The sequence below is a fragment of the Micromonospora sp. RV43 genome (genome assembly GCF_001029515.1).
In the GTDB taxonomy this organism is placed as follows: Bacteria; Actinomycetota; Actinomycetes; order Mycobacteriales; family Micromonosporaceae; genus Micromonospora; species Micromonospora aurantiaca.
This window is the reverse complement of sequence record NZ_LEKG01000106.1, coordinates 1-25454: the sequence shown is the minus strand read 5'-3', so window position 1 is coordinate 25454 and position 25454 is coordinate 1. Positions and strand designations below refer to the sequence as shown.

The window sequence follows — 25454 nt, the reverse complement described above, 5'->3', positions numbered from 1 at the left end:
GCCCACGCCCGCGCAGGTGTTCCCGCCGACGAACCAGCCCGCCGCCCCGCCGCAGCCCGACGCCTCGAAGTCGCCCAGCACGCCGTGGCGCGAGCTGCCCCTGGAAGACCAGGTGGCGTACTGGCAGGCCCAGTCCCGCAAGCACGAGGGCAGGCAGCTCAGCGCCCTCGGCCTGAAGCCCGGCGAACTCGACGAGCTTCGCGCCCAGGCCGCGGCCAGCCAGCAGACCTACCAGGCGGAGCTGACCGCAGCCGAGCAGCGCGGTCGCACCGCTGCGCAGGCGGAGTTCGGGCTCCAGCTCGCCGACGCGAACCTGCGCATGGCCATCGGTGACCGGATGACCAAGGAACAGGTCGACGGTCTGCTCACGCACCTCAACCTCGGTCAGTTCCTGACCGACAAGCACCAGGTGGACGCCGACAAGGTGTCCCAGTTCGTCGCGCTGCTCCCCGCCCCAGCTGCGCAGGGCACGCCGCCCGCGCAGGAAACCGCCCCCACCACCGCAGCGCCCGCCACGGGCGCACCCGCCGCCGCTCCGCCCGCCACGGGCGCCACCGGCCAGCGGGTCGACATGGGCCAGGGCCGGACCAGCAGCGCCAAGCCGAGCGGCCTGGAGGCCGGCCGGCTCCTCGCCCAGCAGCGGTTCGGCACCGCCAAGCAGCCCTAACGGGCCTGCTCCCGCTGGGACACCCAGCACTCGAAAGGACGACGTCCACCATGGACATCTCGCTCCGCACGACGGAGTTCTTCGTCGAGGACCAGTCGTGGCTCGGTAGCCGCGACGGGACCGACGTCACGCAGGGAATGACCCTGTACCTGCCCTCGTTCACGCCCGCCATCCACTACCCGAAGGGCTACATCCCCTCCGGCATCGTGGTCGCCCGGATCACCTCCGGCGCGGGTGCCGGCATGCACGGCCCGTACGCCGGCAGCACCTCGGAGAGCCAGACGGTCACCATCACCGGCGGCCCGACCGGCGGCACCTGGACCCTCACCTTCAACGGTGAGACGACCGCCGGGATCCCGTTCAACGCGACCGCCGACGCGGTCCGGGCCGCCCTCGCGGCGCTGCCCGGCATCAACGCCACCGACATCGCGGTCAGCGGCGGCCCCGGCCCCGCCACCCCGTACGTCGTGGCGTTCCGCGGCCAGTTCGCCGGCCAGAACGTGGCGCAGATGACCGCCTCCGGCGCCGGCCTGACCGGCGGCACCACGCCGGCGGTCAACGTCGCGACCACCACGGGCGGCGGCTCGACCTCCGCCAGCGGCCTGGACGTGCCCGACGGCTTCCTGCTCACCAGCAAGGCGGTCAAGACCGCCAACATCGGCGCCCCGCTGCACTGGCGCGGCGTCATCCGTGTCAGCCGGCTGCCCGCCGCCAGCGGGTTCGACGAGAACGCCCGCCGCGTGCTGGGCGCGAAGTTCCGGTTCGAGGACTGAGGGAGGGCTGAATCATGATCGTTGACGACTACGTCGAGCCGGCCGTCCTGACCGGTTACGTGCGCGAGGTTCCCGCTCCCGCGTTCCTGACGCTGGACCGGTGGCTCCCGAACGTCTACATCGCCGACATCGAAGCGGCGATCACGCAGATGGAGCAGACCAACCGGGTCGCCAAGTTCCGCGCGTTCGACGCTGAAACCGAAGTCGGCCAGCGCGATGCGTGGCGTCGGTCGGCCATCCGCATCCCTCCAGTCGGCCTCAAGCTGCCGATCATGGAGGAGGAGCGCCTCAAGCTGGAGCGCTCCCGGACGGGCGGCAACAACTACGACGCCTACGTGACGGCGATCTACAACGACGGCGCGAACATCGCCCGCTACGTCCACAACCGCCTCGAATTGGCCCGCGGAGACGTGCTCTCCGACTGGGTCTTCCGGCTCCAGGGCGAGGGCAAGCAGTACCTGGAGGCCGACTTCGGCATGCCGGTCGGCCACAACAAGGCCGCGGGCGTGCTGTGGTCCAACCACGCCAACTCCAGCCCGCTGACCGACCTCACCGCCTGGGTGAAGGACTACGTCGACGCCAACGGCTTCCGGCCCGCCTACATGCAGACCTCCAGCACGGTCATCAGCAACATGCTGCTGTCCGAGGAGATCCGCCGGCTGGTCGGCAGCCTCGCCGGCGTTCCGTCCATGGTCACCGAGGACCAGCTCAACCAGGTGCTGAAGGCCCACCGCCTGCCGCAGCTGGTCGAGTACGACACCCGCCTGTCCGTGGACGGCGTCGACACCCGCGTCATCGCCGAGGACAAGGTCATCTTCCTGCCGCCGGAGTCCGCGCCGCTCGGCCGGACCGTCTGGGGCATCACCGCCGAGGCCCTGGAGCTGACCCAGAGCCAGAACCCGTCCCTGGAGTTCGAGCAGCTCCCCGGCCTGGTCGGCGTCGTGCTCAAGGAAGGCGATCCCGTCAGGACGTGGACCAAGGTCGGCGCCACCGCCATGCCGCTGATCGACTTCCCGAAGCGGCTCATGGTCGCGGACGTCCTGTAGGAGGTGCCGTGACCGACAAGTCCCGCCGCCTCGCCACGTACGTGCACGTCGACGGCAAGCGGTACGGCCCGGAGGACGACGTGCCTCCCGAGGTCGCCGAGAAGATCACCAACCCGAAGGTGTGGGCGGACGGCGACGAGCCGTCCGCCCTCGCCTCGGCGCGGCCCCGCCGCGGCTCGTCCGGGCCACGGCTGGCCAGCTACGTCCACGTCGGTGGGCGCCGGTTCGGGCCGGAGGACGAGGTGCCGGCGGACGTCGCCGCCCTCATCACCAACCCGAAAGCGTGGGAGGGCGGCGCGCCGCCCACCCGCGTCGAGTCCGGCACCACGGCCCGGACCCCGGAGGCGCAGGCCCCGGGAGACCCGCCGAGCCAGGCCGCCCAGGAGTACGAGATGACTCCCGAGGAGATCCAAGCCCTCGCCGGCGACGACGCCGACGCGGGCGACGCGGGCGACAGCGCGGCCGACGGCGACAAGCCCGCCCAGATTCCGGCACCCCGCCGGTCCGGGCGGGGCTCCGGCGTCGACGCGTGGGCCGCGTTCGCCGCGACGCAGGGCGTCGAGGTCGAGGCCGACGCCAGCCGCGACGAGATCATCGCCGCCTGCGAGCAGGCCGGCGTGATCGAGGCCGACGGCAAGTGAGATCCCGCCACCCGGGCCCGCCACCGTGCGGGCCCGGGTGGTCTCCACCCAGCGAGCCGGTGAGGCCGCACGCGCTCCGCGGAGAGACCCATGGCAGAGACCGTCACCAACCGGGGCAAGTACCGGGCGCTGGCCGCCCTGCTCGCCAGCCTCGGCGCGAACGCCCAGATGATCGTGTTCACCGGAACCCAGACGGGCGTCAACAACCCCGACATCAACACCGTCGCGGACCTGGACGCCGTTGCCAGCGTCAACATCCACGGCGAGCGCCTGTCGCTCGCCGGCGGCTCGGTCGCCGAAGACGACGACGCCGACCGCGCCTCGCTGGACTACGCGAACCTCACCTACGCGGCAGCTCCCGGCGTCACCGCCCAGGGCGTCGCGCTGATCGACGGCTCGGGCGCAAACGACTCCGCACGCGACGTCCTAATCGTCTTCACGACCAACTTCCCGCAGCCGATGGACGGCGGGCTCAACGTGAGCATCGCCGACCTGCTGCGCGCGAGCTAACCGGCGGAGGCCGCCGTGGCTGTCTCGTTCGTCGCTGCGTCGTCGGGCACGAGCGCGGCAACCACCAGCACGGCGTTCGCCACCGCCCTGCCGGCCGGCTGGGCGGCAGGCGACGTCGCGGTCCTAGTCGGCCACGTGTCAGCCACCACCCTGACCATGTCCACCCCTGTCGGGTGGAGCCCAGTGCCCGGCATCACCAACCCCGTCAACGAGGGCGCGAACTCGCGGATCTACGCCTGGTACCGGCTGCTGCAAGCCGGCGACGCCGCGCCGACCATCACCAACAGCGGCGCGATGACCGGCGGCTGGGAGATGGCCGCGTACCGAGGTGCCGACCCAGTCTCACCGATCGGCCAGGCCTCGGTGGTCACAGCCGCAGCGGCCACCTCGGCGGCGCTGCCCACGCTGGCCGGGATCGCGGCGGGCGCCGCCCTGCACGGTTTCGCTCACGCCCGAGTCGCCGCTGGCAGCGCGGCCCCTACCGGCCTGGCCTGGAACGCCGCGTACACCGAGTCGACGGACACCGTCACGTCGCGGCCCACCACCAACGCGAACATCGCCGTGGCCAACGCTCGCCGGCTCGTCGCCGTCGGCGGTAGCTACGGCGGCGAAGCGGTGACGGTGGCCAACGCGGCCGCCTCGTCGATGATCGCGGGTCTGATTGAGATCAAGCCTGCCGTCACCCAGGCGACGCTCACCCTGACCCCGGCCGCCCTCACGCTGACGGCCCCGCCGGTCACGCCGATCCCGCAACCTCTCACCGTCGCGCTCACGCCAGCAACGCTGACCATGTCCGCGCCGCCGGTCGCCCCCGTACCGCAGCCGGTCACCGTTGCGCTCGTTCCCGCCGCGATCGCCCTCACGGCCCGGCCGGTAACGCCAGCCCCGGGGTCGGTGACGGTCACCCTGGCCCCGGCCGGGCTGGCGCTGACTGCCCCGCCGGTGTCGCCGGCCCCGGGCCGGGTGACTGTCGCCCTGGCCCCGGCCAGCATCGCCCTGACCGCGCCGCCGGTCAGCCCGGCTCCCGGGCCGATCACCGTGGCGCTTGCCCCGGCCGCGATCGCGTTGACCGCCCCACCCGTCGGCCCCGCGCCGCGCCCGGTGACCGTCACCCTGACACCGGCCGTGATCGCCCTGACCGCGCCGCCGGTAACAACAGGCACGCCGGCCGCAGTGGTGACGCTGACCCCGGCCCGCCTGAACCTGTCCGCACCGCCGGTCACGCCGGAGCCCGGCCCAGCCGAGGTCACGCTGCGGCCAGCGACCCTCACCCTGACCGCGCTGCCGGTCGAGGCGCGGCCGCAGCCGGTAACGGTCAACCTGGCCCCGGCCGTGCTCCACCTGGTCGCCGTGCCGGTACGCGCTGAGGCCGTCGCGGTCACGGTCGTTCTCAACCCGGCAGCGATCCACCTCACCGCCGTTCCGGTCGTCCCGACGACCGGGCAGGTCCACGCCGGCCCACACGCGGTCGCGGCCCGCGTGCCCGAGCACCAGATCACCGCTCAGGAACCTCCGGTGAAGGTCACCGCCAGCACCGCGGCGGCGAGCGTGAGGAGGTCGGCATGAGCCTGGTGACCGTCGGCGACGCGCTGGAGTTGACCTTCACGACCACCCCGGGAGCGGTCGTCACCGTCTGCTGGATCAGCCCGGCCGGCGAGCTCGTGCAGAACGACGCGCCCGTACCGGAGTCCGCCGGCACCCCAGGCGCGTACCTGGTCACTCTCCTGCCGTCCAGCCCGGGTGTCTGGGAGGCACGCTTCACCGCACGCGGCACCGTCACGGCCTCCGAGTCCTACTACGTCCGAGCCCGGCCGATTGGCGGCCCGCCCCCGCTGGCCACCGTCGGCGAGGTCGTGGAGATGTTCCGCCCGCTGACCGACGCCGAGCAGGGGCTGACCAAGGAGCTGCTGCGCCGCGCCTCGCACATGGTCCGCACCAGCGTGCCGCGGTTCGCCGAACGGCTCGCCGCCGGCCAGCTCGACGCCGACACGTTGGGCCACGCCGTCATCAACATGGTGCTGCGCGTCTTGCGGAACCCCGGCGGCCTACGCGCCGAAACCGTCGGCCCGTTCTCCAGGACGTTCGACATCAGCGCGGCCGCCGGCCTGCTCGTCTTCACCGACGCGGAGCTGGCCATGCTCAACCCGAACACGACCGCAGCGGCGGCCGCGGCCGCCACGGCGTTCGGAACGATCCGCGCTGGCGCCGGGCCGCTGATGAGTGGATGGCTGCGCGACGACCGACGCTTCGGTGATCGGCTGTGACGTCGGGCGGCAACGTCGAGACGGTCATCATCGTCCGGCCGCCCGGCAAGGACCGGTTCGGCGACCCACTGCCGGGTGAGCCTCTGCGGATGCCCGTTCCCGGCTGCATGTTCGCCCCGGGCCCGAGCGTGGAGAACCTCAACGGCGCCAACCAGGTCACGGCCGACGGGACGGTGTACGCGCCGGCCGGCACCGACGTTCGCGCCAACGACAAGGTCCTCGTCCGCGGGGACCTCTACGAGGTCGACGGGAAGCCCCGGGACTGGGGGGCGTCCGGCGTCGTGATCGTGCTGCGCCTCATCACCGGGTGAGGGGGTGAGCCGGATGCGCGCGCGCTTGAAGCGCTTCGACCTCAACCGGTCGGAGATCGCCCGGATGGCCGTCGGCCCCGAAGTCCACCGGGTGTGCCGCGAGGTCGCCGAAGTGGGCAAACGGTTCGCCGAGCGCATCGCTCCGCGCAGCGCGGAGACGGACAACGAAGACCACGAGCACTACGCCGACCAGTTCGTACTCATCGACGTGCTGGTCACCGACGTCGGCGACCCGCCGATGGCCCGCCGCGGCGTGCACCTGGCGAACCTATCGCCCAAGGCGAAGCTCATCGAGGTCGGCGCGACCCACAAGGCCGGCGACGGCACCGCCCGAGGCTTCCTGGTGCTGCACCGCACGGCCGAGTCGCTGGGCTCGGGCTTCGACGCGCGGCACCAGCCGCGGTCGCGTAAGCGCCGCGCACGGATGCGTAGGCGGTACCGGTGACGCAGCCCTGGGACCGGTTCCCTGACGTCCAAGCCGCCCTGCTCGTCGTCGTTGAAGGGCTCGCCGGCGGGCCCGAGCACGCCGGCATCGAGACCCCCGAAGGCCTGGTGGCCGCCACGCCGTTCATCCGCGTGCGGCGGCTCGGCGGCAACAGCGACCTCCTGCACGACTGGGCAACGGTCGAGGTCGACGTCTTCCACACCACCTATCGAGGCGGCGAAGAGCTGGCCGAACGCGTCCGGCAGTGGCTCACCGGCCGCAAGCACCGCGCCGGCCCGGCCGTCCTCGACTCCATCACCTGCCAGGTCAGCCCCATCGAACTGCCCTGGGGGCCCGGCATCCGCCGGTTCGGCGCCACGTACCGGGTCGTCTCGCGCCGCTACCGCGCGGCCGGATAGCGCACCGACCCCCAAGCCCACCCATCTCCCCGCTGGCCCCGCCTGTCGGGGCTTTTCCCATGCCTCGACCTAGAAAGGGGTCGTCGTGTCCTACGCCGCGCTTCGCGACAAGAAGCAGGAACTGGTGAGGAAGGCGCGAGACGGATCCGTCTTCATCGCCGAATCCACCGCCAACCCCATCGTCGACCTGACCACCGGCGCCACGGCCGACCTCGCGCCGCTGCCGACCGGCTACGAGGACCTCGGCTGGACCAGCACCGACGGTTCCAGCTACGGCCGCGAGACCGAGTCCTCGCAGGTGCGTGCCTTCGGGTCGACCGAGCCCATCCGGGAGGACGTCACCAACGACACGGTGACCATGTCCTGCACCGCGCTGGAAACGAAGCTGCTCACCATCGGCATGTACACCGGCGCCGACATCGCCAACATGAAGGCGAAGGCCGTCACCGGTGAGCTGAGCATCGAGAAGCCGACGCTGCCGAACCCCCGGTACTACCACGTGCTGGGCCTCTTCGTCGACGAATCGTCGGACGGCGAGATCTACATCGCCAGGTACATGCCGAACGCCCGCATCACCGACTTCGGCGAGCAGTCCTTCGGCGAGGGCGACGACCCGATTTCTTACGGTTTCACCTTCACCGGCTTCGAGTCGTCCACGCTCGGCTACAGCCACAAGTGGATCTTCGCGGGGCCCGGCTGGCTCGCGCTTCTCGCCCGGATGGGAATCACGCAGGCCACCCCCTAATGGGAGGCGTCGGGTCGGCCGGGAGGCAGACTCGACGTTCGGTAGCCGCGGGCGAGTGAGCACTCCCACCCCCTGGACCAGTGAGTCCTAGGGTCAGACCGTGCCCTTGCCCGTGGTCGGGAGATGAACGGCTGATGGGATGTCGTGCCTGCCTGGTTGGCATGAGCACTGGTCCATTAGGGCGCTGGTTCTCCCGAGGGCTGCCAACGGGTTCTCGGCAGGACGGGAGGCGTTGTGCTGTTCGTCGGTGACGACTGGGCGGAAGATCATCACGATGTGGAGGTGCAGGACCAGGACGGGCGGGTGATGCGCACCGCGCGGCTGCCCGAAGGTGTGGACGGGATGGCCCGCTTCCACGAACTGGTCGCGAAGTTCCTGCCTGAGGACGCCGAGCCTGCTCAAGTAGTGGTGTGCATCGAGACCGATCGCGGGCCGTGGGTGCGGGCGCTGGTTGCGGCCGGCTACCAGGTGTTCGGGGTGAACCCGAAGCAGGCCGCGCGGCATCGGGAGTTGGTGTCACTGTCGGGGGCCAAGAGCGACAAAGGCGACGCGCATGCCTTGGCGGACATGGTGCGGACCCGCCGTCATCAGCTGCGTCCGGTCGCTGCCGATTCCGATCTCGCCGAGGCGGTCAAGGTGGTGGCCCGCGCGCACCAGACGCTGATCTGGGAACGCACCCGGCACATGCTGCGGCTACGCGCAGCGCTGCGGGAGTATTTCCCCGCCGCGCTGGATGCCTACCAGCCCCTGAAACTGACAGGCGCCGACACCCTCGAACTGCTGGCCAAGGCACCCACCCCGGACCAGGCCGCCAAACTAACCCTCGCCCAGATCAGCGCGGCTCTCAAGCGCGCCCGCCGCCGGGGGATCGCCGACAAGGCCGCCACGATTCAGCGGGCACTGCGCACCGCGCACCTGCGCCAGCCAGACGTCGTCACCGCCGCCTATGCGGCCACCATCAGCGCCACCGTCGCGATCCTGCAGACCCTCAACGCTCAGATCCGGGCAATGGAAAGCCAGGTTGAGGCACATTTTGGCCAGCACCCGGACGCTGAGGTCTACCTCAGCCAACCCGGCATCGGCGTGATCCTCGGCGCCCGGGTGCTCGCAGAGTTCGGCGACGCCCCAGACCGCTACGCCAACGCCAAAGCCCGCAAGAACTACGCCGGCACCGCCCCCATCACCCGCCAGTCCGGCAAATCCAGGACGGTCCACGCCCGCATCGTGCACAACGACCGGCTCGTTGATGCCCTCCACACGCAGGCCGGCGCCGCGATCCTGCACGACCCCGCAGCCCGCGCCTACTACGACGAGCTCCGCGCCCGCGAAATCGGACACAACGCCGCGCTACGGCAGGTCGGCAACCGCCTCGTCGGCATCCTCCACGGCTGCCTCAAAACCGCCACCTCCTACGACCAGGCAACCGCCTGGTCGCACCGAACCCAACCCGTCGCCGCTTGACATCCAAGCTCCTGGGATGTCTGACCCAACGCATGACCAGGGCCGCAGCACCGCTGCGGCCCTTCTTCATGCCCACGAAACGTCGGGGCGGCCCGCCTTGGGGGTGGGCTCGGGCCGCCCCGATCTCCCTCAGCCCACCCACCCGGCAAGGAGACAGCCATGCCCAAGGCCACCACCGACTACGGGGTCTGGACCCGGAAGCACCCCGAGTCCGGCGAGGAGCAGCGGCGCACCGCCCACTCGCCCGCCGACGCCGTGCGGCTCAAGTTCGACGGCTGGGTCCAGGAGGCCCCGACGAACGCCAAGAGCAGCACGTCGACGACCGCGAGCAAGCCCGCCTCCAGCAGCAACTGACCGACCCGATCAGCACGAAGGAGCCCACCCCACCATGACCACCGACGACACCACCACGCCGAACGCGTCCGGACCCGACGTCTCCCTCGACCTGGACAGCCTGGAGCGCGAGGGCACGAAGGCGCCGTTCACCTTCCAGCACCTCGGCAAGCGGTACATGATGTCCGACCCGCAGGAGGTCGACTGGCAGCGGCTCATGATCGCCATGAAGGACCCGGTGTACTTCATGTCGCTCGTGCTGCCCGCCGACGACCGCGAGGAGTTCTTCAACGCGGACCTGCCGACCTGGAAGCTCAACAAGCTGATGGGTGCCTACACCAAGCACTACGGGCTGCCGACCCCGGGGGAAGCCGCCGGCTCGCCAGCCTGATCTCCAGGTACGGGCGAGCCATCCGAGCTGACCTGCGCCGGGTCTACAAGGTCGACCTGCGCACCGAGTGGCAAGCCCGCAGGTGGGCAGCGCTGCTCGACTACATCGACCACCTGCCCCGCAACTCCGCGTACGTCGAGGCGATCAGCAACGACGAGGAGTGGGCGGCCGAAATGCTGCGCCGCGACGCGCTCAACCGCAAGCCGCAGCAACGGATGGCCGACTACTCCGCCGAGGTCGAGCGGCTGTCGGACCTGGTCGACCTTACGCGGGAGCTGATCAACGCGACGATCGCCTCCCGAGGCGTGCCGCCCCGCAGGTTCACCCCGACGCCGCGGCCCGTGACCGCCGTCGACCGGCTGCGCCGCCGCAACCGCGAGGTTCAGCACCGCAGCCTCGTGGCCCGGCTGCTGCCGCACAAGGCGACCACAGCCTCCCAGCCGGCGCCATAGCCCCGGCACCCCCGCACCAGGACCAGCGCAGGGGGTGAGCGGTGTACGAGGTCGGCAACGCGTTCATCCAAATTATCCCGTCCTTCGAAAACATCGAGAAGCACCTCGCCAAGGGCGCGAAGGACATCGCCGACCAGATCGGCAAGGCCGTCGGCGACGCCCTCCCAGAGGGATTCGAAGACGGGGCGAAGAAGGGCGCGGAGCAGGCCGAAAAGCAGGCCCGCGCGGGTGGACGCAAGGCCGCCGAGTCGTACGCCGGCCACTTCTCCGACGTCCTCCAGAAGCGCATGCAGGCCGTCGCCAAGGCCCTGCCCGTGCTGAAGGTCGACGGGGACGTGTCGCCGTTCGAGCAGCGGCTGTCCGAGGCCCGCAAGCGCGTGGTCGACCTTGCCAGCAAGCCCCTGCCGCTGGACATCGACGCCGGCGACGTGCTGCGCGACGTCGAGCGGCTGCGCGACGAACTGCGTGCGCTGCGCGCCCAGACCGGCGACCAGCGGCTGAAGCTGGACCTGGACGTGGCCACCGCGCAGGTCGACAAGTTCCTCGCCGAGGCGCACACGGTCACCGAACGCCTCGGCCGGGACTTCTCCGGCGCCTTCGACAAGATCCTTCAGGACGGCATCGGCAAGGCGATCCGCAACCTCCCCGACGCTGAGATCGGCGTCGACGTCGACAGCGCCGAGGCGCAGCTCGCCGAGCTGCGCCGGGTCCTCAAGGGCCTGAACGAGCAGACCGTCGGCATCGACATCAGCGAGCAGGACGCGATGACGGTCCTGCACGGAGTCCGCGAGCAGCTGGACGACCTCTCCCGCACCGCGGGTTCCATGCGGCTGCGGATCAACGCCGACCAGACCCTGCGTGGCCTCGACGCCACGATGGCGAAGCTGGTCACCGCCGCGGAGGAAGAGGCCGCCAAGGCAGCCGAGGACGAGCGGAAGCGCCGCGAGAAGCAGGCCGAGCAGGAACGCAAGGAACGCGTCAAGGCCGCCGAGCGGGAACGCGCCGAGCTGGCCCGGGCCGACCGGGAAGACGCGAAGCGCCGCGAGCGTGAGGCCGAACAGTATTGGCGGGAGCAGACCCGTCTCGCCGAGCAGCACTTGCGGGAACGGCGCCAGCTCCAGGACAAGGCCGCCCAGGAAGAGAAGCGGGCCGCCGACAAGGCCCAGCGGGACCAGGAGCGTCGCAACCGCGAGGCCATCCGCGTCGCCGAGGAAGAGTTCACCCGGACCTTCGCCGGCCGCATCAGCAAGGGCTTGGAGAAGGCGTACTCGTCCCTGCCAAACCTTGACCTCGGGGTCAACGCCACCGACGCCGAGTTCGCGATCAGGTCGATCCGGGACGAGCTGCGCACCCTGAGCCGCGCCCGCATCGGCATCGACGTCGACGCGGCGGAGGCCCAGGCGCAGATCTCGTTCATCAAGAACGAGCTGATCGAGCTGGCCCGGGCGAACCCGACGATCGACGTGCACGCCAACGCGATCGCGGCGGCCACCGAGCTTTCGGAGATCGAGCGCATCGCCAGGCGCATCGACGACAACGCCATCACCGTCCGGGTGAACTCCAACGGCGCCGACGAGGTGCGCCGGGTGGGCCAGGAGGCCTCGGTCTCCCTGTCCCGCCTCGAACAGCTCATCGCCGTCGGCGTGTCTCTGGGCACCGTACTGGTGCCGGCCGCCGCCGCGGCGGCCAGCGCCATCGGGTTCATCGGGACTGCGGCCGCGGCAACCGCCGCGGGCATCGGCGTGATGGCGCTCGGTTTCAGCGGCATCGGCGACGCCGTCAAGGCGATGCAGCAGCTCGACGACGACCAGGCGAAGTCCCAGGCGTCGCTGTCGCGGGCGAACGCTCAGCAGGTCAACTCGATGGAGGCCATCGAGTCGGCCGAGCGGTCGCTGGCCAACACCCGGGCGAACAACGCCGAGGCCGCGCGTCGCGCCGCCCAGGCCGTCGCGGAAGCCGAGCGGGCCGTCGGCGACGCCCGACGGGAGGCCGCCGAGTCGGTCAAGCAGGCCGTCGAGCGGGAGGACGACGCCGAGCGGGCGTACATCCGTACCAAGATCGACGCCCGTGAGGCCCGTGAAGGGTTGACCAGGGCCTACCGCGACGCGGTGAACGCGCTCGCCGAGCTGGACTCCGCGGTCAACCGCAACGCGATCAACCAGCGGCAGGCGAACCTCGACGTCGCGAAGGCGAAGAAGGAACTTGACGCCGTCCTTGCCAACCCGCGGGCGTCGGAGGCCGAGCGCGAGCAGGCGCAGATCACCTACGACCGGCGGATCCAGCAGGTCAAGGACCTCCAGCGTGAGGGCCGCCGGCTGGCCGCCGAGCAGGCAGAGGCCAACAAGAAGGGGGTCGAAGGCTCCGACCAGGTTGTGGCCGCGCGCCGGCGCATCGCCGACGCGGACGAGCGTGCCTCCAACGCCCAGCGGGCGCTGGAGCGTGCCCGTGAAGGCGTCATCCGGGCGCAGGTGGACGGGCAGCGGCGCATCTCCGACGCGCAGAGGCGGGTCGGAGAGGCGCAGGCCGCCCAGCAGAACCAGGCCCGACAGGCCGCGCACTCGATGGCCGAGGCCCAGCGGTCCCTCGCGGCCGCGCACCGCCAAGCGGAGCAGGCCGCGGTGCGGCAGGGCGTCGCCGGGGGCGAGGCCCTGGACAACCTCAACGACTCCATGCGGAAGTTGTCGCCCGAAGCGCAGAACTTCGCCAAGTTCCTGTTCGGGCTGCGCGACGAGGTCATCTCGCTGCGCAACGCCGCCAGCAGCAATCTGCTGCCCGGCGTGCAGCGGTCCATGGAGACGCTGTTGCCGTACCTGCCCAAGGCCGAGGACTACATCGGCCGGGTCGCCCGAGCCATCGGCGACATGTTCGAGGAGACCGCCCAACTCGCGACCACCGACGCGACGTGGCGCCGCTTCTTCGCGTTCCTCGACAAGGAGACGGTTCCCACGCTCGAGCGGCTCTACCGGGTGGGACGCAACGTCGCCACCGGCGTGGCAGGGCTGTACCTCGCGCTGACGCCGTTCAACGGTGACATCGGCTCGGGACTGGAAGACCTGACCCGCCGGTTCGCGCAGTGGGCGACGACGCTGGACCACAACCAGGGCTTCCAAGAGTTCTTGGCCTACGCGCGGGAGAACGGGCCTCGGGTCGTCGAGCTGATCTCGCAACTCGTCGAGTTCGTCGGCCGGTTCATCGTCGCGGCCGCTCCCACGGGCAGCCTCGTCGTGACCGCCTTTACCGCGCTCGCGCGGGTGCTTAACGCCCTACCGATGCCCGTCCTGCAAGTGCTGGTGGGCCTGATGGCGGCGTGGAGCACCGGGCTGCTGCTGCTCAACGTCCGCACCCGTCTGCTCGCGATCAACAGCGCGGTCACCAGTCGCCTGATGACCCAGCAGGCCGCCGCCACCGCGGCGGCCGCGGCGAGCACGACTGCGCTGACCACGGCCACGGCCACCGCCGCCACGCAGACCGGCCGACTCAACAAGGTCATGGGCGGGGTGAAGGGCGCCGCTGGCGTGGCCCGCAACGCGGTCGCCGGCGTGATCGGCATCCTCGGCGGACCCGTCGGACTCGCCGTGGCCGGCGCCGCCGTCGGCTTCCAAGTGCTCTCGGCCGCCAGCGAGGAGTACAACTCCAAGGTCGACGGGCTGAAGGCAGCCCTCGGCGAGCTGGGCGCGACGTATCGCCGGCTGACGCAGGACGGGCGGGACGCCGCTGCAGGCACCGAGGAGGCCCTGCGCGGCATCGTCGACAACAACCCGGAGATGCAGCGGGCAGTCGTCGCGCTGGACAAACTGGGCATCGGGTTCGACCAGCTCGCCGCCGCCGCCAGCGGCAGCAAGCAGGACATGGACGCGGTCCTCGGCACGCTCGACAAGGAGATCGACCGGCTGGGCGACCGCTGGCAGAAGGAGTTCCTCCGCTTCTGGGAGCCGGGTGTCGCCAAGGGCACCAGCAACCGGCTCGCGGAGATGCGCCAGCTCCGTGAGGCGATCGTCAAGAACGCCGACGCCCTCGGACTGTCGACGCAGGCCCAGAACGCGATGAACACGGCGCAGGACCGTTCGTCGGCCCTGAACCAGATCTTCAGCCACGTCCATGGGCCGGCGGCGGTCGACGTCTACCGGAGGCTCGCCGCCCAGTACGACGCGAACGCCGCGAAGATCGAGGTGCTCACGCGGCTGCGTGACGTGATGAACAACAGCCAGGCGACCGCCATCCAACGGGCGGAGGCCCTACGGGCGGTGATCGAGCAGGAGACCAGCGCCACGGTCAACTCGATCGAGGCGAAGGAGAGCTACAAGTCCAAGCTGCTCGAACTCGACCAGGCGATCAAGACCAACGGCACGTCGCTGAGCATGAACAGCCAGGCCGGCCTGCGTAACCGGGATGCGCTGGAAGCCGCAGCCGGCGCGGTCCGCGAACGGTTCCTCGCGGACATCGCCGCAGGCAAGCCGATGGACGACACGACCCGCAAGCACAACGAGCGGATTGCCGCGTTGGTGAAGGAGGCCGAGAAGCTCGGCCTCGACAAGAAGGCCGCCCGCGAGCTGATCAGCGCATACGGCGACATCCCGGAGACGCTCAAGACGGTCTACGAGACCAAGGGCTTCAAGGATGTCTATGACGAGCTGGAGAAGTTGCAGTTCGCGCAGTACGCCCTGAAATACGGCATCGACCCGGCGAACGCGGAAGCGGAGTGGCGCCGGGCCAAGGCCGCAGCGAAGGGCCAGTACCCGCAAGGCTCCGGCTCGGCGGGTCTGAAGCCGCGCACCGGTGACGGGTACGGCGTGGCCGCGCAGTTCTTCAACGCCGGTGGCTCGGTCTGGGGCCGGGGGACGTCCACCTCGGACTCGATCCCGGCGTGGCTGTCCAACGGCGAGTTTGTTCAGCCGGCCGCCTCGGTCGACTACTACGGCCAGGGCCTCATGGAGGCGATCCGGCACCGGCTGCTGCCTCGGGAGATCATGCCCGGGTTCGCCGGCGGCGGGTCGGTCAACCTGCCGTTCCGGGTCACCGCGCTGGCGACCCGCGTCCCGAGCATGGACGAGGTCCGGGCCGTGGCGCTGAAGTCGCTGGTCGGCACCCGCAGCAGCGGCGGCATCGGCTCGGCGGACATGATGCGGATCCTCCGCGCCGTGTTCCCTGGCTTGCCGTTGTACTCCGGCTTCCGGGAGGGCTCGCGTACCGACTCGGGCGCGCTGTCGTACCACGCGATGATCGCGGCCGACGGCGATGAGGGCCGTGCGGTGGACCTGCCCCCGAGGCAGGACGTTTTCGACTACATCCACGACCACTTTTTCGCCGCCACGAGGGAGCTGATCTGGCTCGGGGACAAGTACAGGAACATTTGGAACGGCAAGCACCACAAGTACAGCGACTCGTTGCTGCGCAAGCATGGCGTCGCAGGGATGCCAGGCGCGCACCTGCATTGGGCATATGACCAGGGCGGATACCTGCCGCCGGGATTCACAACGGTCTATAACGGGACCGGTCGGCCCGAGCCTGTCTTCACCGACGGGCAGTGGTCGCAGATCAGCCAGCTCTTGGCCGACCGGGGACGTGCGTCGGCGGCTCGAAGTGAGATCCACAACCACTTCGACTTCGCCAACAGCACGCTCGACGAGTCGCGGCTAACCGCGATGAACCAGCGCCAGGACGCGCTGAACCGGCTCGATCGCCCGAACTGGTAGGCAGCCCGCCCCGCACCCCGGGGCGGGCTGTCCGCATCCGCGCACCGAGAGGTGGTGAGCCGTGCCGCTGCTTGCTGCGGGTGGGCAGGTCATCGTCCCCGGTGGGTTGGAAGGCCCGCCGCCGTCCAGGCCCACGCGCTCCGACGTCGGGAAGGTCACGATCACGTGGATCGACTCGATCGGCCGCGAGTGGGCGTTGTCCGACACCTCCGCGGAACTCGGGTGGTTCACGATGCCCGGCCCGGCCGGCTGGGGCGCGACGCCGATCGAGCTCGTGACCGACCCGAGGCCGCGCGGCGGCGAGACGGTCCGGTTCATCCGTTCCAAGCCGCGGCGCATGCAATGGCCGCTGTACTTCGGCGGCCGCAGCCAGTTGGAGTACACCGACCGGCGCCGCCGGATCACCCGGGCGTTCACCATGACCACGCAGCGGATGGTCCCCGGCTGGATCAAGGTGACCCGCTCGGACGGCAGCGCCCGTCTCATCGCCTGTTTCTACGAGGCCGGCTTGGAAGGCGAGGCCGGCCAGGACTGGCTGTCCAGCCGTAACGTCGTGCAGCTCTACTGCCCGGACGGCTACTGGCAGGACGCCGAGCCGGTCACTGTGGAGCGCACCTTCTCGCCCCAGAACACGCCATTCATCAGCCCGTTCATCAGCATCAACTCGTCGCGGGTGCTGTCGGGCAACGAGGGTGACCCGCCGACGGTCATCGACAACATCGGCGATGTCGAAGCGTGGCCGGTCTGGACGCTGACCGGCCCGCTGACGAAGATCACCGCCACCAACTTCACGGTCGGATCGCGGTTCGCGCTGACCTACGGTCTGGCCGCCGGCCAGCAGGTCACCATTACCACCGAGCCACCCACCGTGCGTGGACCCGGGGACAGCAACCTGTCCCGCTACATCGACTGGTTCAACGACGCGGGCACGGAGCTGTGGCCGCTGCTCGACGGCCCCAACGAGATCTCCTTCGTCGTGGACGGGGCCGGCTCCGGCACCAAGGTGCAGCTGTCGTTCACCCCGCGGTACGAAACCGCCTGACCCGCCGGGCGGGGGTGACGTTCGGTGACCTACCGCGTTGGTGCGACCCCACCGAAGACCGCCTTCCCGGCCTGGGAACCCCGACTCCCAGTCAACCAGTGGCTTCGGATCTTCCCGAACTCCGACGGCACCCTGCCGGCGTGGGACGACTTCCGTTTCGCCTACTGCCAGCGTGCCGGCGCTATCCCGTTCTGCTCCACGAAGATCGACGGCGACGCGACGAAACTTGCCGCGCTGCGGCAGCGGCTCATCAACATGCCGGCGTGGATCACCGTCCTTTACATCACCGACCGGCACGAGCCCGAGGGCGACCTGTCGGTCTCGGCGTACCGCGCGAACTTCAACGCCTTCGCCAACATGGTCGAGGGCCTGCCGGCTGCCACCCGGGCCCGGGTGCGCTACGGGCACGTGCTCACCCGGCAGTGGGCCGAGAACACCGCCGGCCGCACGTACGCGACCCACGACACGGGTAGGGGCGACTTCTTCGGCATCGACATGTACGCCAACGCGTACGGATCGAACGGCCAGGTCGCCACCGCGTACCCGGACCCGGCCACCTTCCTCAGCCGCGTCAAGGCATACCGCCACAACTCCACCGACAACCGGCCTCGCATCTTCCCCGAGATGGGCGCCGTCGGCTTGCCCTCCGACACCACCGGCGCCGGCCGCGCCGCGTGGCTGCAAGCCGTCGCCGACCAGCTCGACACCTGGTCACCGGCCGCGCAGGGCTGGCGGTTCGACGGTTTTATCTGGTGGTGCATGGACTGGACCGGGGCCCCGGTACCCGGCATCGGCACGCTTCGCGCATTCCAGCTCGACCACCGGCACGGCGGCAGCGGCACCACCGGCGACCCGTACAAGTACGTGGTCCTGCCCGGCAACCCGCCGCCACCCCTGGCCACCTTCAACTCCATCGCGGCCACGCACTACACCGCGCAGGTCCCGCCACCAGCGACGGATCCAGCGCCCGCCCCGCAGCCGCCACCGCCGGCTGACACCGGGGAGCCACCGCCTCCACCGCCACCGTCGAGCCTGCCTGTCACCGGGCCCGCCGCGGCGCGGCTGCTGCGCGCGGACTACACGATCCTGGTCACCGACGCGAACTGTCAGGTCATCGGCGACCCGCTGCACGGCTGGACCAGCCTCGCAGTCACCAAGCGGTGGAAGGAGCCCGGCTCCGGCCAGGTCGTCATCCCCGCATACCGGTACGTCCGCGAGCAGCTCGTGCCCGGCTGCCGCATCGTCATCCTCCGCCGCGTCCTCGGCCGCCAGCACGTCCTGATCGCCGGACCGATGGAAAGCAAGATCCGGGAGCGGGCCGACGACGGTGAGAAAGGCGGCGTCGGCGTCCTGACCGTCAGCTTCGCTGAGGACCTGGCCTGGCTCGGCGCCCGCCTGGCCTACCCGGACCCGTCGAAGACGCCCGAGCAGCAGACCACCGACTACTGGACATACACCGGCAACCCCGAGCTGGGAATGCTCCAACTGGTCGACACGCAGGCCGGACCGAACGCGCTGCCCGCGCGCCGGGTGCCGCGGCTCGTGGTAGCCAGCTTCTCGGGTATCAGCGGCACCGGCACCGTGAAGCTCGGCCCGACCAGCGACGTCGCTCCCCGCGAGCGGCTGGAGAAGGTGACCGACGTCCTGCGCCGCATGGCGACGCTCGGCAACGGGACCGGGCAGCCCACCGACTCCCTCGGGTTCCGCACCAGGCAGGTCGGCGACCGAATCCTGTTCGAAGTGGTCCGGTCCCGGGACCTCTCCGCCGAGGCGTTCTTCTCGTTCGGCAAGGGCAACCTCAAGTTCTACAGCTTCGAGGAGTCCGCGCCGAAGCTCACCCACCCGATCGTGGGCGGGCAAGCCGAAGCCGACGCCGGCGCCGACCGGTTCATTCGCGAGTTGCCCACCACTGACGCGGCGCAACTCGCGTGGGGGCGGTTCGAGGGTTACGTGCCCCGCCCGGGCACCACCCCTCTCGCCGAGATGCAGGACGCCGCAAAGCAGGCGCTGGAGGAGAACGGCCAGTCCGGCCGGTTGGCGTCCAACGCCGCCGACACGGTTGACCAGCGGTACGGCGTGCACTACGGCGAGGGCGACCTCGTCTCAATCGAGCTTGACATCGGCGAGCACGTGACCGCGCCTGTGCAGACCGTCTCCATCCAGGCATGGCCGACCGCCGGCGAGGTCGTCGGCACCACCATCGGCGACCAATCCGCTCGCTACGACTCCGCCTGGATCCGGCGCATGCGCGAGATGGACCGCCGTCTCGGCTACCTGGAACGACGCGGCCTCACCCGATAGCCACTACGCAAGACAGGGGGTGGCCCGTCGTGGCCGAGACTTCCTACCCGGTCGCTGGCGGCGGGGCCGTCACCGACGCCGCCTACGAGAAGCTCATGGCCGACGTCACCGGGTCCGGCCTGATCGGTGCGCCGACGGTCAGCTCGCTGATGTACGCCGACTCGACCGGCCGGCAGATCAAGCTGAAGGCCCTGCGGCAGGCCATCATCCGTGGCTTCCGCTGGGAGACCGACGCCAGCGGGCTGACCGTGCCGGTGCCCGCCAACATCAGCGGGTACCCGCGGCTGGACCTCGGCGTCCTTCAGCTCGATCGGGCCGACTTCCGCGTCCGGTTCCTCCTGAAGCAGGGTGTGCCTGGGACCAACCCGGTCGCGCCGCCTGTTGAGCAGAACACCCTCGCCGACGGTGTGTGGGAGATTCCCGTCGGCACGGTCCGGGTGGCGTCGACCACCACGACGCAGGCGAACAGCGGCCTGCCATCGATCGCCGCGGCGGACGTAACGGCGATGGACTACTTCCTCGCGCCGCCCGGGATCGTGACGCACTCGGCCCGGATGCCGCCGGCAAAGCCCGGCCAGGTGGTCACGCAGTGGGACAAGGGTCGGACGCTGGCCGCGTACGGCGACCAGTACCACCTGATCGGGGAGAACGGCCCCCGCGTGAAGCTGGCTGTCAAGGGCGGCTGGGACAACGCGAACGTGTGGGTGACGCGCCGCAACGGATTCGTGTTCATGCACGCGATCCTGTACCGCAACACCCCCGGCAAGACGACGGCGCGGAGCACGGACATCGTCCTGTTCAACGTGCCGGACGAGTACCGGCCGCACGAGGGCCCGCTGATGTACCTGGCGGGCACTCACCAGGACTGGTTCGCGCGCTTCTACTTCAACGGCACCACCGGGGACGTCGGAATCCTCGGCTACGACAACGCGCTCGCCGACAACCACTTCGTCGTCATCCACCCGGTCACCTGGCCGGCGAAGTATTGATCAACGCCTTCGCCGGCACACATCCCCTTCTTCAGCCCGGACTGCTTCGCGGTCCGGGCTTTTCCATGCGCTCCTGACGAGAGGGATGCACTGAATGACCCGCTTCTGGTACGGCGGCACCCTGGCTGACTGGACCTTCACCTCCCAGGACGGCATCGACGGCTTCCCGGACCTGGTTCAGGCCGCTGGCGGCATCCAGGTGACGTTCTGGGACCAGGAGACCAACGGCACCCAGTACGAGGACCTCGTCGACGCCGCCAACAATCCGATCACCTTCGTCGTCTCCTCCGACGGCACCGACGGCCGTGGTGTCGGCACGATTGCGCCTTTCCAGGGGCCGGACAACGTGCCAGCCATGTGGGCCGAGGCCGCAGGCGGCCCTCGGCTGCTCATCTCCGGCTGGACCGGCCAGGCGCTCATGGACGTCATCACGAAGGCCGGCGTCAACGAGTCCAACCTCCTCGCCCACGCTGCCGCGACCAACCCCCACCGCATGGGGATGGCCGACGCGACCGACGTGGCAGTGCCGGCACCGGAAGCCCGGATCGTCGGCCAGGTCGTCGGCGTGCTACCCGGCGGCGGCTTCGGGCTGCTCACCCCCGCGCAGACCAGCGGCGCCGTGCTGCTGAACCCACCCAAGAGCGGCGGCACGTACGTCGGCAACGTGGTCCAGCCGCCAGACCCCGCGCAGGGCCAGAACGGCAGCCCGTGGCTGCGGATGCAGGCCATCTACTCGGCCGACGACAACCTGCCCGACATGGTGCAGTGGGGGGCCACCACCCCCGGCGGCCTGTGGGTCAAGACCGGCTGGCAGAACGGCAACGGCGAAGGCCGCGACGCACCCAGCACCGCCAACCGCGTCGCCCGGCGGGTGTTCGAGTACGCCCAGGGCGCGGGCGGGCCCAGCACCGGCCGCTTCTTCGAGCTCAGCACTAACCCCACTCAGGCCGCTCAGCGAGAGGCGCTGTTCGGCGCGTACGGCACCGGCCACAGCTCGCAGCCCGGCTGGATGGTGGCCACCCGGGTCCTCGCCGGCCTGCAGGGCGTGCGCGCCGGCGGCGGCTACAACGGTCTGTCGCCGATCAACTTCCGGGGTGTGCGCACCGTCGCCGGCGCGCCGACGACCGGCACGTGGATCACCAACGACGCGGTCATCGACTCTGCCGGTGCACTGTGGGTTTGCACGGTGGCCGGCACGCCGGGCACGTGGGTCACCGCGGCTGGCGGCGGTGCCAGCGCCGCAGCGATCGTCACCAACGTATGGCATCAGGAGACCGGCGCGGTCGGCACGGGCGGGTACCGCTTCTACAACCCCACGAACTCGACGCTGACCCTGCGCAGCTGGATCGTCAGCGCCGGTGGCACCGCGCCTGCCGGTGGCGACTACGTGATCAACCCGCGTCTCGACGGTTCCCCCGTCTACGCCAGCGCGAACCGTCCCCGCATCACGTCGGGCTCGCGCACCTCCGGCCGAGTCACCAATCTGGCCACCACCGCCTGGCTTGCGGGGTCCTACCTGACGGTCGACATCGACTCCGTCGGCACCACCCCGCCCACGAAGGTCTCGATCCAGGTGGAGGCGAGCTGACGTGCCGATCTCCAGGGTTGACGACCAGGAGGTCATGCCGGCCGGTGCGCAGCCCGGCTGCACGGTCCCCGGACTCACGGGCGTGGTCGACGGCGATTTCGTCCTGCACCTGTTCGCGATGCTGTCCACCACGGCGACGGTCGCCGAGCCGGTGCCGGGGCTGACCGTGCGCGGCGACGCCTCCAGCGGCAGCAGCCTGTCCGCCAGGCTCCGTTCCCGGGCCGCCGCTGCCGAGCCGGCCACCTACGACTGGGGACTGGGCACGTCGGTGAAGAACGCCGCGTGGGCCGCGGCCTACCGCGGGGTGGACCCGGCGGCGCCGGTCGCCGCGGCGCAGATGGTCGCCGGAGTGGCTGGTGCCACCCAGACCACGCCGCCGGTGGACGTGCCGAACGGCGGCTGGCTGGTCTACGGCGTAGCGACCCGCCACACGCCGGGGGCGGCCGGTGTGGCGAGCTGGTCCAGCAGCGCGCCGAGCGAGGCGCGGCGAGCGAACCTCGCCACCAACGCAGGCAGCGCCGACATCACGATGGCCGTCTTCGACTCCGCTGGCTCACTGTCGGCGGCCACCGGGGTCACACGGACGCTGACCAGCTCCATGTCCGAACAGAACGCGGTGGTGTTCGCCATCGTCCTGCGTCCGGCCGCGGCCCCGATCGCGCCGTTCGCCGACCCCACGCCGGGCCTGCCCGTCTTCTGACCGCCCGCCACGGAGGTCGTCACGTTGCCCCTTTCCACCGGTACGACAGGAGTTCCCTTGACCGTCCGCGTCCAGTTCGACAAGACCAGCTACGCCCCCACCGAGCCGATCGCCTTCCGGGTGGTCGTCGACGGGGAGCCCACGACCACGACCAAGGACGTCACGGTCACCGGCACGGTCACCCTTCCCGGCCAGACCGTGCAGCCGGTCTCGGGCACCACGCAGGTCGTCGACGAGGTGGTCTACGGGCCGTTCACCGCCGACGGATACGACATCGCCCAGGACCCGGCCGACCCGTCCCGTTACACGGCAACGCCGGTCGCCGCCTGACCTGCAGCAGCACACGAGGCCGTACCGCGCCACTCGGCGCGGTACGGCCTCCGCGCATCCACCCCACGAGAGGAGGCAGCCGGTGGCGGCCAACCCGAACCCCACCCGGATCAGCGACGCCCTCTGGAACTTCTGGCTCGGCTTCGAAGCCCTGGAGCCCACCGTCAAGCTCGGCGGGATCTACGCCGACAAGGCCGGCTACCACAACGTCCGGGCCGGCCTCCCGCGCACCGACTACTCCACCGGCCGCGACGTCGCCGCCGACAAGGCGGGCCCGAGCGACAAGTCCTCCGCGATCGACCTGACCATGTCGACCGAGGCGATGATCCGGTACACCAAGCGCCTCGACGTCGCCGCCCGCGCGCACGACCCCCGGCTCTACACCGCCAAGGGACCGGTGCTGCGCGAGTTCATCGGCACCAAGGACGGCAAGACCGTCTACTGCTACGTCCTCGTCGGCGGCCGGCCGCTGGGCGTCGGCGCCGACGCCGGCTCCGACCCGGGGCGCGACCGCAGCCACCTCTGGCACCTGCACCTGTCCATCATCCGCGCCTTCTGCACGGACAAGCAGGCCCTGGCCGGGGTGCTGTCGGTGCTGCGCGGTGAGCCGCTGACCACCTGGCTGGCCACGAACGGAGACGACATGGCCAACTTCACCGCCAAGCACGCCGCCACGCTCGACACTCTCGGCCGGGTGCTGCCTGACCTACTCGCTCAGGTCGGCTACGCGGACGCCCGACTGGAAGCCATCGCCAACGGACGGGCGAACGTCCGCGCAGACCTCAAGGGCGGCAAGTCGCCCATGTGGCTGGTCACCGCCGTTCAGGCCCTCGGCGAGGCTGTCGCCCGTGAGGCGTCCAACCCGGCGGAGATCCGCGCACTGCTGGCCGAGCTGCCGCAGGCGCCCGAGGTCGACGAGCAGCAGATCGTCAAGGGCGTGCTGGAAGGGCTCGGCGCCAAGAGCGGCGCGGACGTCGCCGCCGCGCTGGTGGCCGCCGGGCAGGACCCCGCCCAGCTCGCCGCGGAGTTGATGAAGCTGGCCAGGTAACCCATGGTCACGCTCAACCCGTACCGACTGCTGCCCGCCGTACCGACGATCCGCTGGCGCACCGTCGTCACCCTCGTGCTGGCCAAAGCCGCGTGGGACGTGGTCGGGCTACTCGCCGGCGACATCGCCTACCAGGCCCCAAGCTACGACGTGCTGCGCAGCCTCCCGCCCATCGGCGGCATGAGGCTGCGCGGCGTTGTCCTCGGCGTCCTGACCGTCGCAGCGTTCGCGAGCGCGTACCGCGCGGGCCGCGACAGCCAAGGACGTCCGCTGCGGATCTGCCTGTGGCTGCTGGCGGTCTGGTACATGACCTGGGCTGCTGGCCTTGCCTCCGCATGGATCTACCACTCGCGGATCCTTTCGTGGAGCGCCCCGGCATCGGTATTCGTGGTCGCGCTGCTGGCCATCATCGCGGCGCGAGCCACCCCACGGCAGGTTGGAGGTGGCTGAGTGTGGAACGCCCTCGACGCCGCGCGGACGTACGCCGACGCCAGCGCAGCGCTGGTGATCGCCGCCGCAGCAGCGGAGGCGGCCGGTTCGCAGCCTCCCGTGGAACTGCTCTGGATCGGGCAGGCCGTCACCCTGCTCGTTGCGGTGGCCACAGGCTGGTTCGCCCTGCGATCCAAGAAGACCGAGGTTAGCGACGGCCGGCAGGCCCGGTTCGAGAAGCGGCTCGACGACGAGCTGGACGACCAGCGGGCCCTGACCCGCCAGTGGCAAGACGCGTGGGACGTCGAGCACCGCAAGGTACTGCGGTACGAGGCATACCTCCTGCGTCACGGCATCGACCTCGACACCGGGCAGAGGGGGACCACCAATGCTCCATGACCGCAAGCGCAAGCGGCTGTCTCCCGTCCTGGCCGACGAACCGCTGATCGGGCAGGACCTCACCCGGCGTGTGCGGGTGGTCCTGCTCTCCGTGGTCATCGCGTTCGCACTGACCAACCTCACCTCATACATCATCGGCCAGGCGGTCAGGGCGGACGCTGACCGGGACAGTCGCGCGCGCCTCGCCGCCCTGGAACGGGACTTCGCGGCCGACCTAGAAACGCGGCGCGTCGTCCGCGACAAGGAAGTTGCCCGGCAGGACGCAGAGCTGCGGCAGCTCCGCGCGGACGCCTGCACGCTCGCCGACCGGATCGTCCCACGCGATGCTGCGGTGCAGAGCCTGCGCCGGCGCTACGGCTGCACCGGCGACGGACGGCCTGCGAGCACCTCCGGTCCGACGCCGGGCGCGCCGGCCGCCACGCCTGGGCCCGGGCGGACCGGCAAGGGCGGCCAGCCGGCTCCCGCGCCCCGCCCACCGGCCGGCACGCGGGGCGCACC

General features: G+C 70.7%; 25 protein-coding genes and 1 pseudogene. All 26 read left to right on the top strand.

Annotation, left to right across the window (positions count from 1 at the left end):
- Window positions 1-667: hypothetical protein (locus ABD52_RS23560; protein ID WP_235437538.1), on the top strand; the 667-nt coding region annotated here is incomplete at its 5' end.
- Window positions 668-717: 50 nt separating this feature from the next.
- On the top strand, window positions 718-1440 hold the full coding sequence (locus ABD52_RS37605) for a hypothetical protein (RefSeq protein WP_053065480.1): 723 nt from the start codon (window positions 718-720) through the stop codon (window positions 1438-1440).
- A gap of 14 nt (window positions 1441-1454) precedes the next feature.
- Complete coding sequence (locus ABD52_RS23545) at window positions 1455-2486, top strand: major capsid protein (RefSeq protein WP_047893257.1); 1032 nt, start codon at window positions 1455-1457, stop codon at window positions 2484-2486.
- Window positions 2487-2494: 8 nt separating this feature from the next.
- Window positions 2495-3127 carry a hypothetical protein gene (locus ABD52_RS37600; RefSeq protein ID WP_053065479.1) on the top strand — a complete coding sequence of 211 codons (633 nt, stop codon included), beginning with the start codon at window positions 2495-2497 and terminating at the stop codon, window positions 3125-3127.
- A 90-nt stretch (window positions 3128-3217) separates the two neighbouring features.
- Window positions 3218-3637 (top strand): hypothetical protein, encoded by a 420-nt coding sequence (locus ABD52_RS23535; RefSeq protein WP_047893256.1) that lies wholly within the window; start codon window positions 3218-3220, stop codon window positions 3635-3637.
- Window positions 3638-3652: 15 nt separating this feature from the next.
- Complete coding sequence (locus ABD52_RS23530) at window positions 3653-5203, top strand: hypothetical protein (RefSeq protein ID WP_047893255.1); 1551 nt, start codon at window positions 3653-3655, stop codon at window positions 5201-5203.
- Entirely contained in the window at window positions 5200-5901 is a 702-nt protein-coding gene (locus ABD52_RS23525; RefSeq protein WP_047893254.1) for a hypothetical protein, read from the top strand. Before ABD52_RS23530 ends, ABD52_RS23525 begins: the two co-directional genes overlap by 4 nt.
- A complete protein-coding gene (locus ABD52_RS23520) occupies window positions 5898-6212 on the top strand; it encodes a hypothetical protein (protein WP_047893253.1) in 315 nt (104 codons plus the stop codon). The genes ABD52_RS23525 and ABD52_RS23520 overlap by 4 nt, the downstream gene beginning before the upstream one ends.
- A 13-nt stretch (window positions 6213-6225) precedes the next feature.
- Window positions 6226-6657 carry a hypothetical protein gene (locus ABD52_RS23515; protein ID WP_047893252.1) on the top strand — a complete coding sequence of 144 codons (432 nt, stop codon included), beginning with the start codon at window positions 6226-6228 and terminating at the stop codon, window positions 6655-6657.
- A complete protein-coding gene (locus ABD52_RS23510; RefSeq protein ID WP_053065478.1) occupies window positions 6654-7055 on the top strand; it encodes a hypothetical protein in 402 nt (133 codons plus the stop codon). The genes ABD52_RS23515 and ABD52_RS23510 overlap by 4 nt, the downstream gene beginning before the upstream one ends.
- An 85-nt stretch (window positions 7056-7140) precedes the next feature.
- A complete protein-coding gene (locus ABD52_RS23505; protein ID WP_047893251.1) occupies window positions 7141-7800 on the top strand; it encodes a hypothetical protein in 660 nt (219 codons plus the stop codon).
- A gap of 234 nt (window positions 7801-8034) precedes the next feature.
- The gene (locus ABD52_RS23500; protein ID WP_030504854.1) at window positions 8035-9261 is read left to right on the top strand and encodes an IS110 family transposase; all 1227 of its coding nucleotides are present in this window, start codon (window positions 8035-8037) and stop codon (window positions 9259-9261) included.
- 159 nt (window positions 9262-9420) lie between these two features.
- Window positions 9421-9615 (top strand): hypothetical protein, encoded by a 195-nt coding sequence (locus ABD52_RS23495; RefSeq protein WP_047893250.1) that lies wholly within the window; start codon window positions 9421-9423, stop codon window positions 9613-9615.
- Window positions 9616-9649: 34 nt separating this feature from the next.
- On the top strand, window positions 9650-9985 hold the full coding sequence (locus ABD52_RS23490; protein WP_047893249.1) for a hypothetical protein: 336 nt from the start codon (window positions 9650-9652) through the stop codon (window positions 9983-9985).
- Between the two features lie 173 nt (window positions 9986-10158).
- Window positions 10159-10437 carry a hypothetical protein gene (locus ABD52_RS23480; protein ID WP_047893248.1) on the top strand — a complete coding sequence of 93 codons (279 nt, stop codon included), beginning with the start codon at window positions 10159-10161 and terminating at the stop codon, window positions 10435-10437.
- Between the two features lie 41 nt (window positions 10438-10478).
- The gene (locus ABD52_RS23475) at window positions 10479-16130 is read left to right on the top strand and encodes a hypothetical protein (RefSeq protein ID WP_047893247.1); all 5652 of its coding nucleotides are present in this window, start codon (window positions 10479-10481) and stop codon (window positions 16128-16130) included.
- A gap of 61 nt (window positions 16131-16191) precedes the next feature.
- Entirely contained in the window at window positions 16192-17172 is a 981-nt protein-coding gene (locus tag ABD52_RS23470; protein ID WP_152748309.1) for a phage tail domain-containing protein, read from the top strand.
- Between the two features lie 24 nt (window positions 17173-17196).
- Complete coding sequence (locus tag ABD52_RS38470; RefSeq protein ID WP_053065477.1) at window positions 17197-19473, top strand: siphovirus ReqiPepy6 Gp37-like family protein; 2277 nt, start codon at window positions 17197-17199, stop codon at window positions 19471-19473.
- Window positions 19474-19502: 29 nt separating this feature from the next.
- On the top strand, window positions 19503-20462 hold the full coding sequence (locus ABD52_RS37590) for a hypothetical protein (RefSeq protein ID WP_053065476.1): 960 nt from the start codon (window positions 19503-19505) through the stop codon (window positions 20460-20462).
- 94 nt (window positions 20463-20556) lie between these two features.
- Window positions 20557-22050, top strand: a complete 1494-nt coding sequence (locus ABD52_RS23455) for a hypothetical protein (protein ID WP_047893245.1) — start codon at window positions 20557-20559, stop codon at window positions 22048-22050.
- A gap of 1 nt (window position 22051) precedes the next feature.
- On the top strand, window positions 22052-22750 hold the full coding sequence (locus ABD52_RS23450; RefSeq protein ID WP_047893244.1) for a hypothetical protein: 699 nt from the start codon (window positions 22052-22054) through the stop codon (window positions 22748-22750).
- A gap of 57 nt (window positions 22751-22807) precedes the next feature.
- Complete coding sequence (locus ABD52_RS23445; RefSeq protein WP_047893243.1) at window positions 22808-23080, top strand: hypothetical protein; 273 nt, start codon at window positions 22808-22810, stop codon at window positions 23078-23080.
- 82 nt (window positions 23081-23162) lie between these two features.
- Window positions 23163-24128, top strand: a complete 966-nt coding sequence (locus ABD52_RS37585; RefSeq protein WP_053065475.1) for a hypothetical protein — start codon at window positions 23163-23165, stop codon at window positions 24126-24128.
- 3 nt (window positions 24129-24131) lie between these two features.
- Complete coding sequence (locus tag ABD52_RS23435; protein ID WP_047893242.1) at window positions 24132-24578, top strand: hypothetical protein; 447 nt, start codon at window positions 24132-24134, stop codon at window positions 24576-24578.
- Window positions 24579-24956: a hypothetical protein gene (locus tag ABD52_RS23430; RefSeq protein ID WP_047893241.1), complete on the top strand. Its 378-nt coding sequence runs from the start codon at window positions 24579-24581 to the stop codon at window positions 24954-24956.
- Window positions 24946-25454 (top strand): annotated as a pseudogene (locus ABD52_RS23425) (hypothetical protein); the annotation flags it as partial. The gene ABD52_RS23430 and the pseudogene ABD52_RS23425, both read left to right, overlap by 11 nt.

Excerpts from the sequence above, each read along its gene's own strand:
- ABD52_RS23480 (WP_047893248.1), top strand. The coding sequence starts at position 10,159 with ATGCTGCGCCGCGACGCGCTCAACCGCAAGCCGCAGCAACGGATGGCC.
- ABD52_RS23515 (WP_047893252.1), top strand. The coding sequence starts at position 6,226 with ATGCGCGCGCGCTTGAAGCGCTTCGACCTCAACCGGTCGGAGATCGCC.
- ABD52_RS23535 (WP_047893256.1), top strand. The coding sequence starts at position 3,218 with ATGGCAGAGACCGTCACCAACCGGGGCAAGTACCGGGCGCTGGCCGCC.
- ABD52_RS23545 (WP_047893257.1), top strand. The coding sequence starts at position 1,455 with ATGATCGTTGACGACTACGTCGAGCCGGCCGTCCTGACCGGTTACGTG.
- ABD52_RS37605 (WP_053065480.1), top strand. The coding sequence starts at position 718 with ATGGACATCTCGCTCCGCACGACGGAGTTCTTCGTCGAGGACCAGTCG.
- ABD52_RS23525 (WP_047893254.1), top strand. The coding sequence starts at position 5,200 with ATGAGCCTGGTGACCGTCGGCGACGCGCTGGAGTTGACCTTCACGACC.
- ABD52_RS23495 (WP_047893250.1), top strand. The coding sequence starts at position 9,421 with ATGCCCAAGGCCACCACCGACTACGGGGTCTGGACCCGGAAGCACCCC.
- ABD52_RS23435 (WP_047893242.1), top strand. The coding sequence starts at position 24,132 with ATGGTCACGCTCAACCCGTACCGACTGCTGCCCGCCGTACCGACGATC.
- ABD52_RS23455 (WP_047893245.1), top strand. The coding sequence starts at position 20,557 with ATGACCCGCTTCTGGTACGGCGGCACCCTGGCTGACTGGACCTTCACC.
- ABD52_RS23490 (WP_047893249.1), top strand. The coding sequence starts at position 9,650 with ATGACCACCGACGACACCACCACGCCGAACGCGTCCGGACCCGACGTC.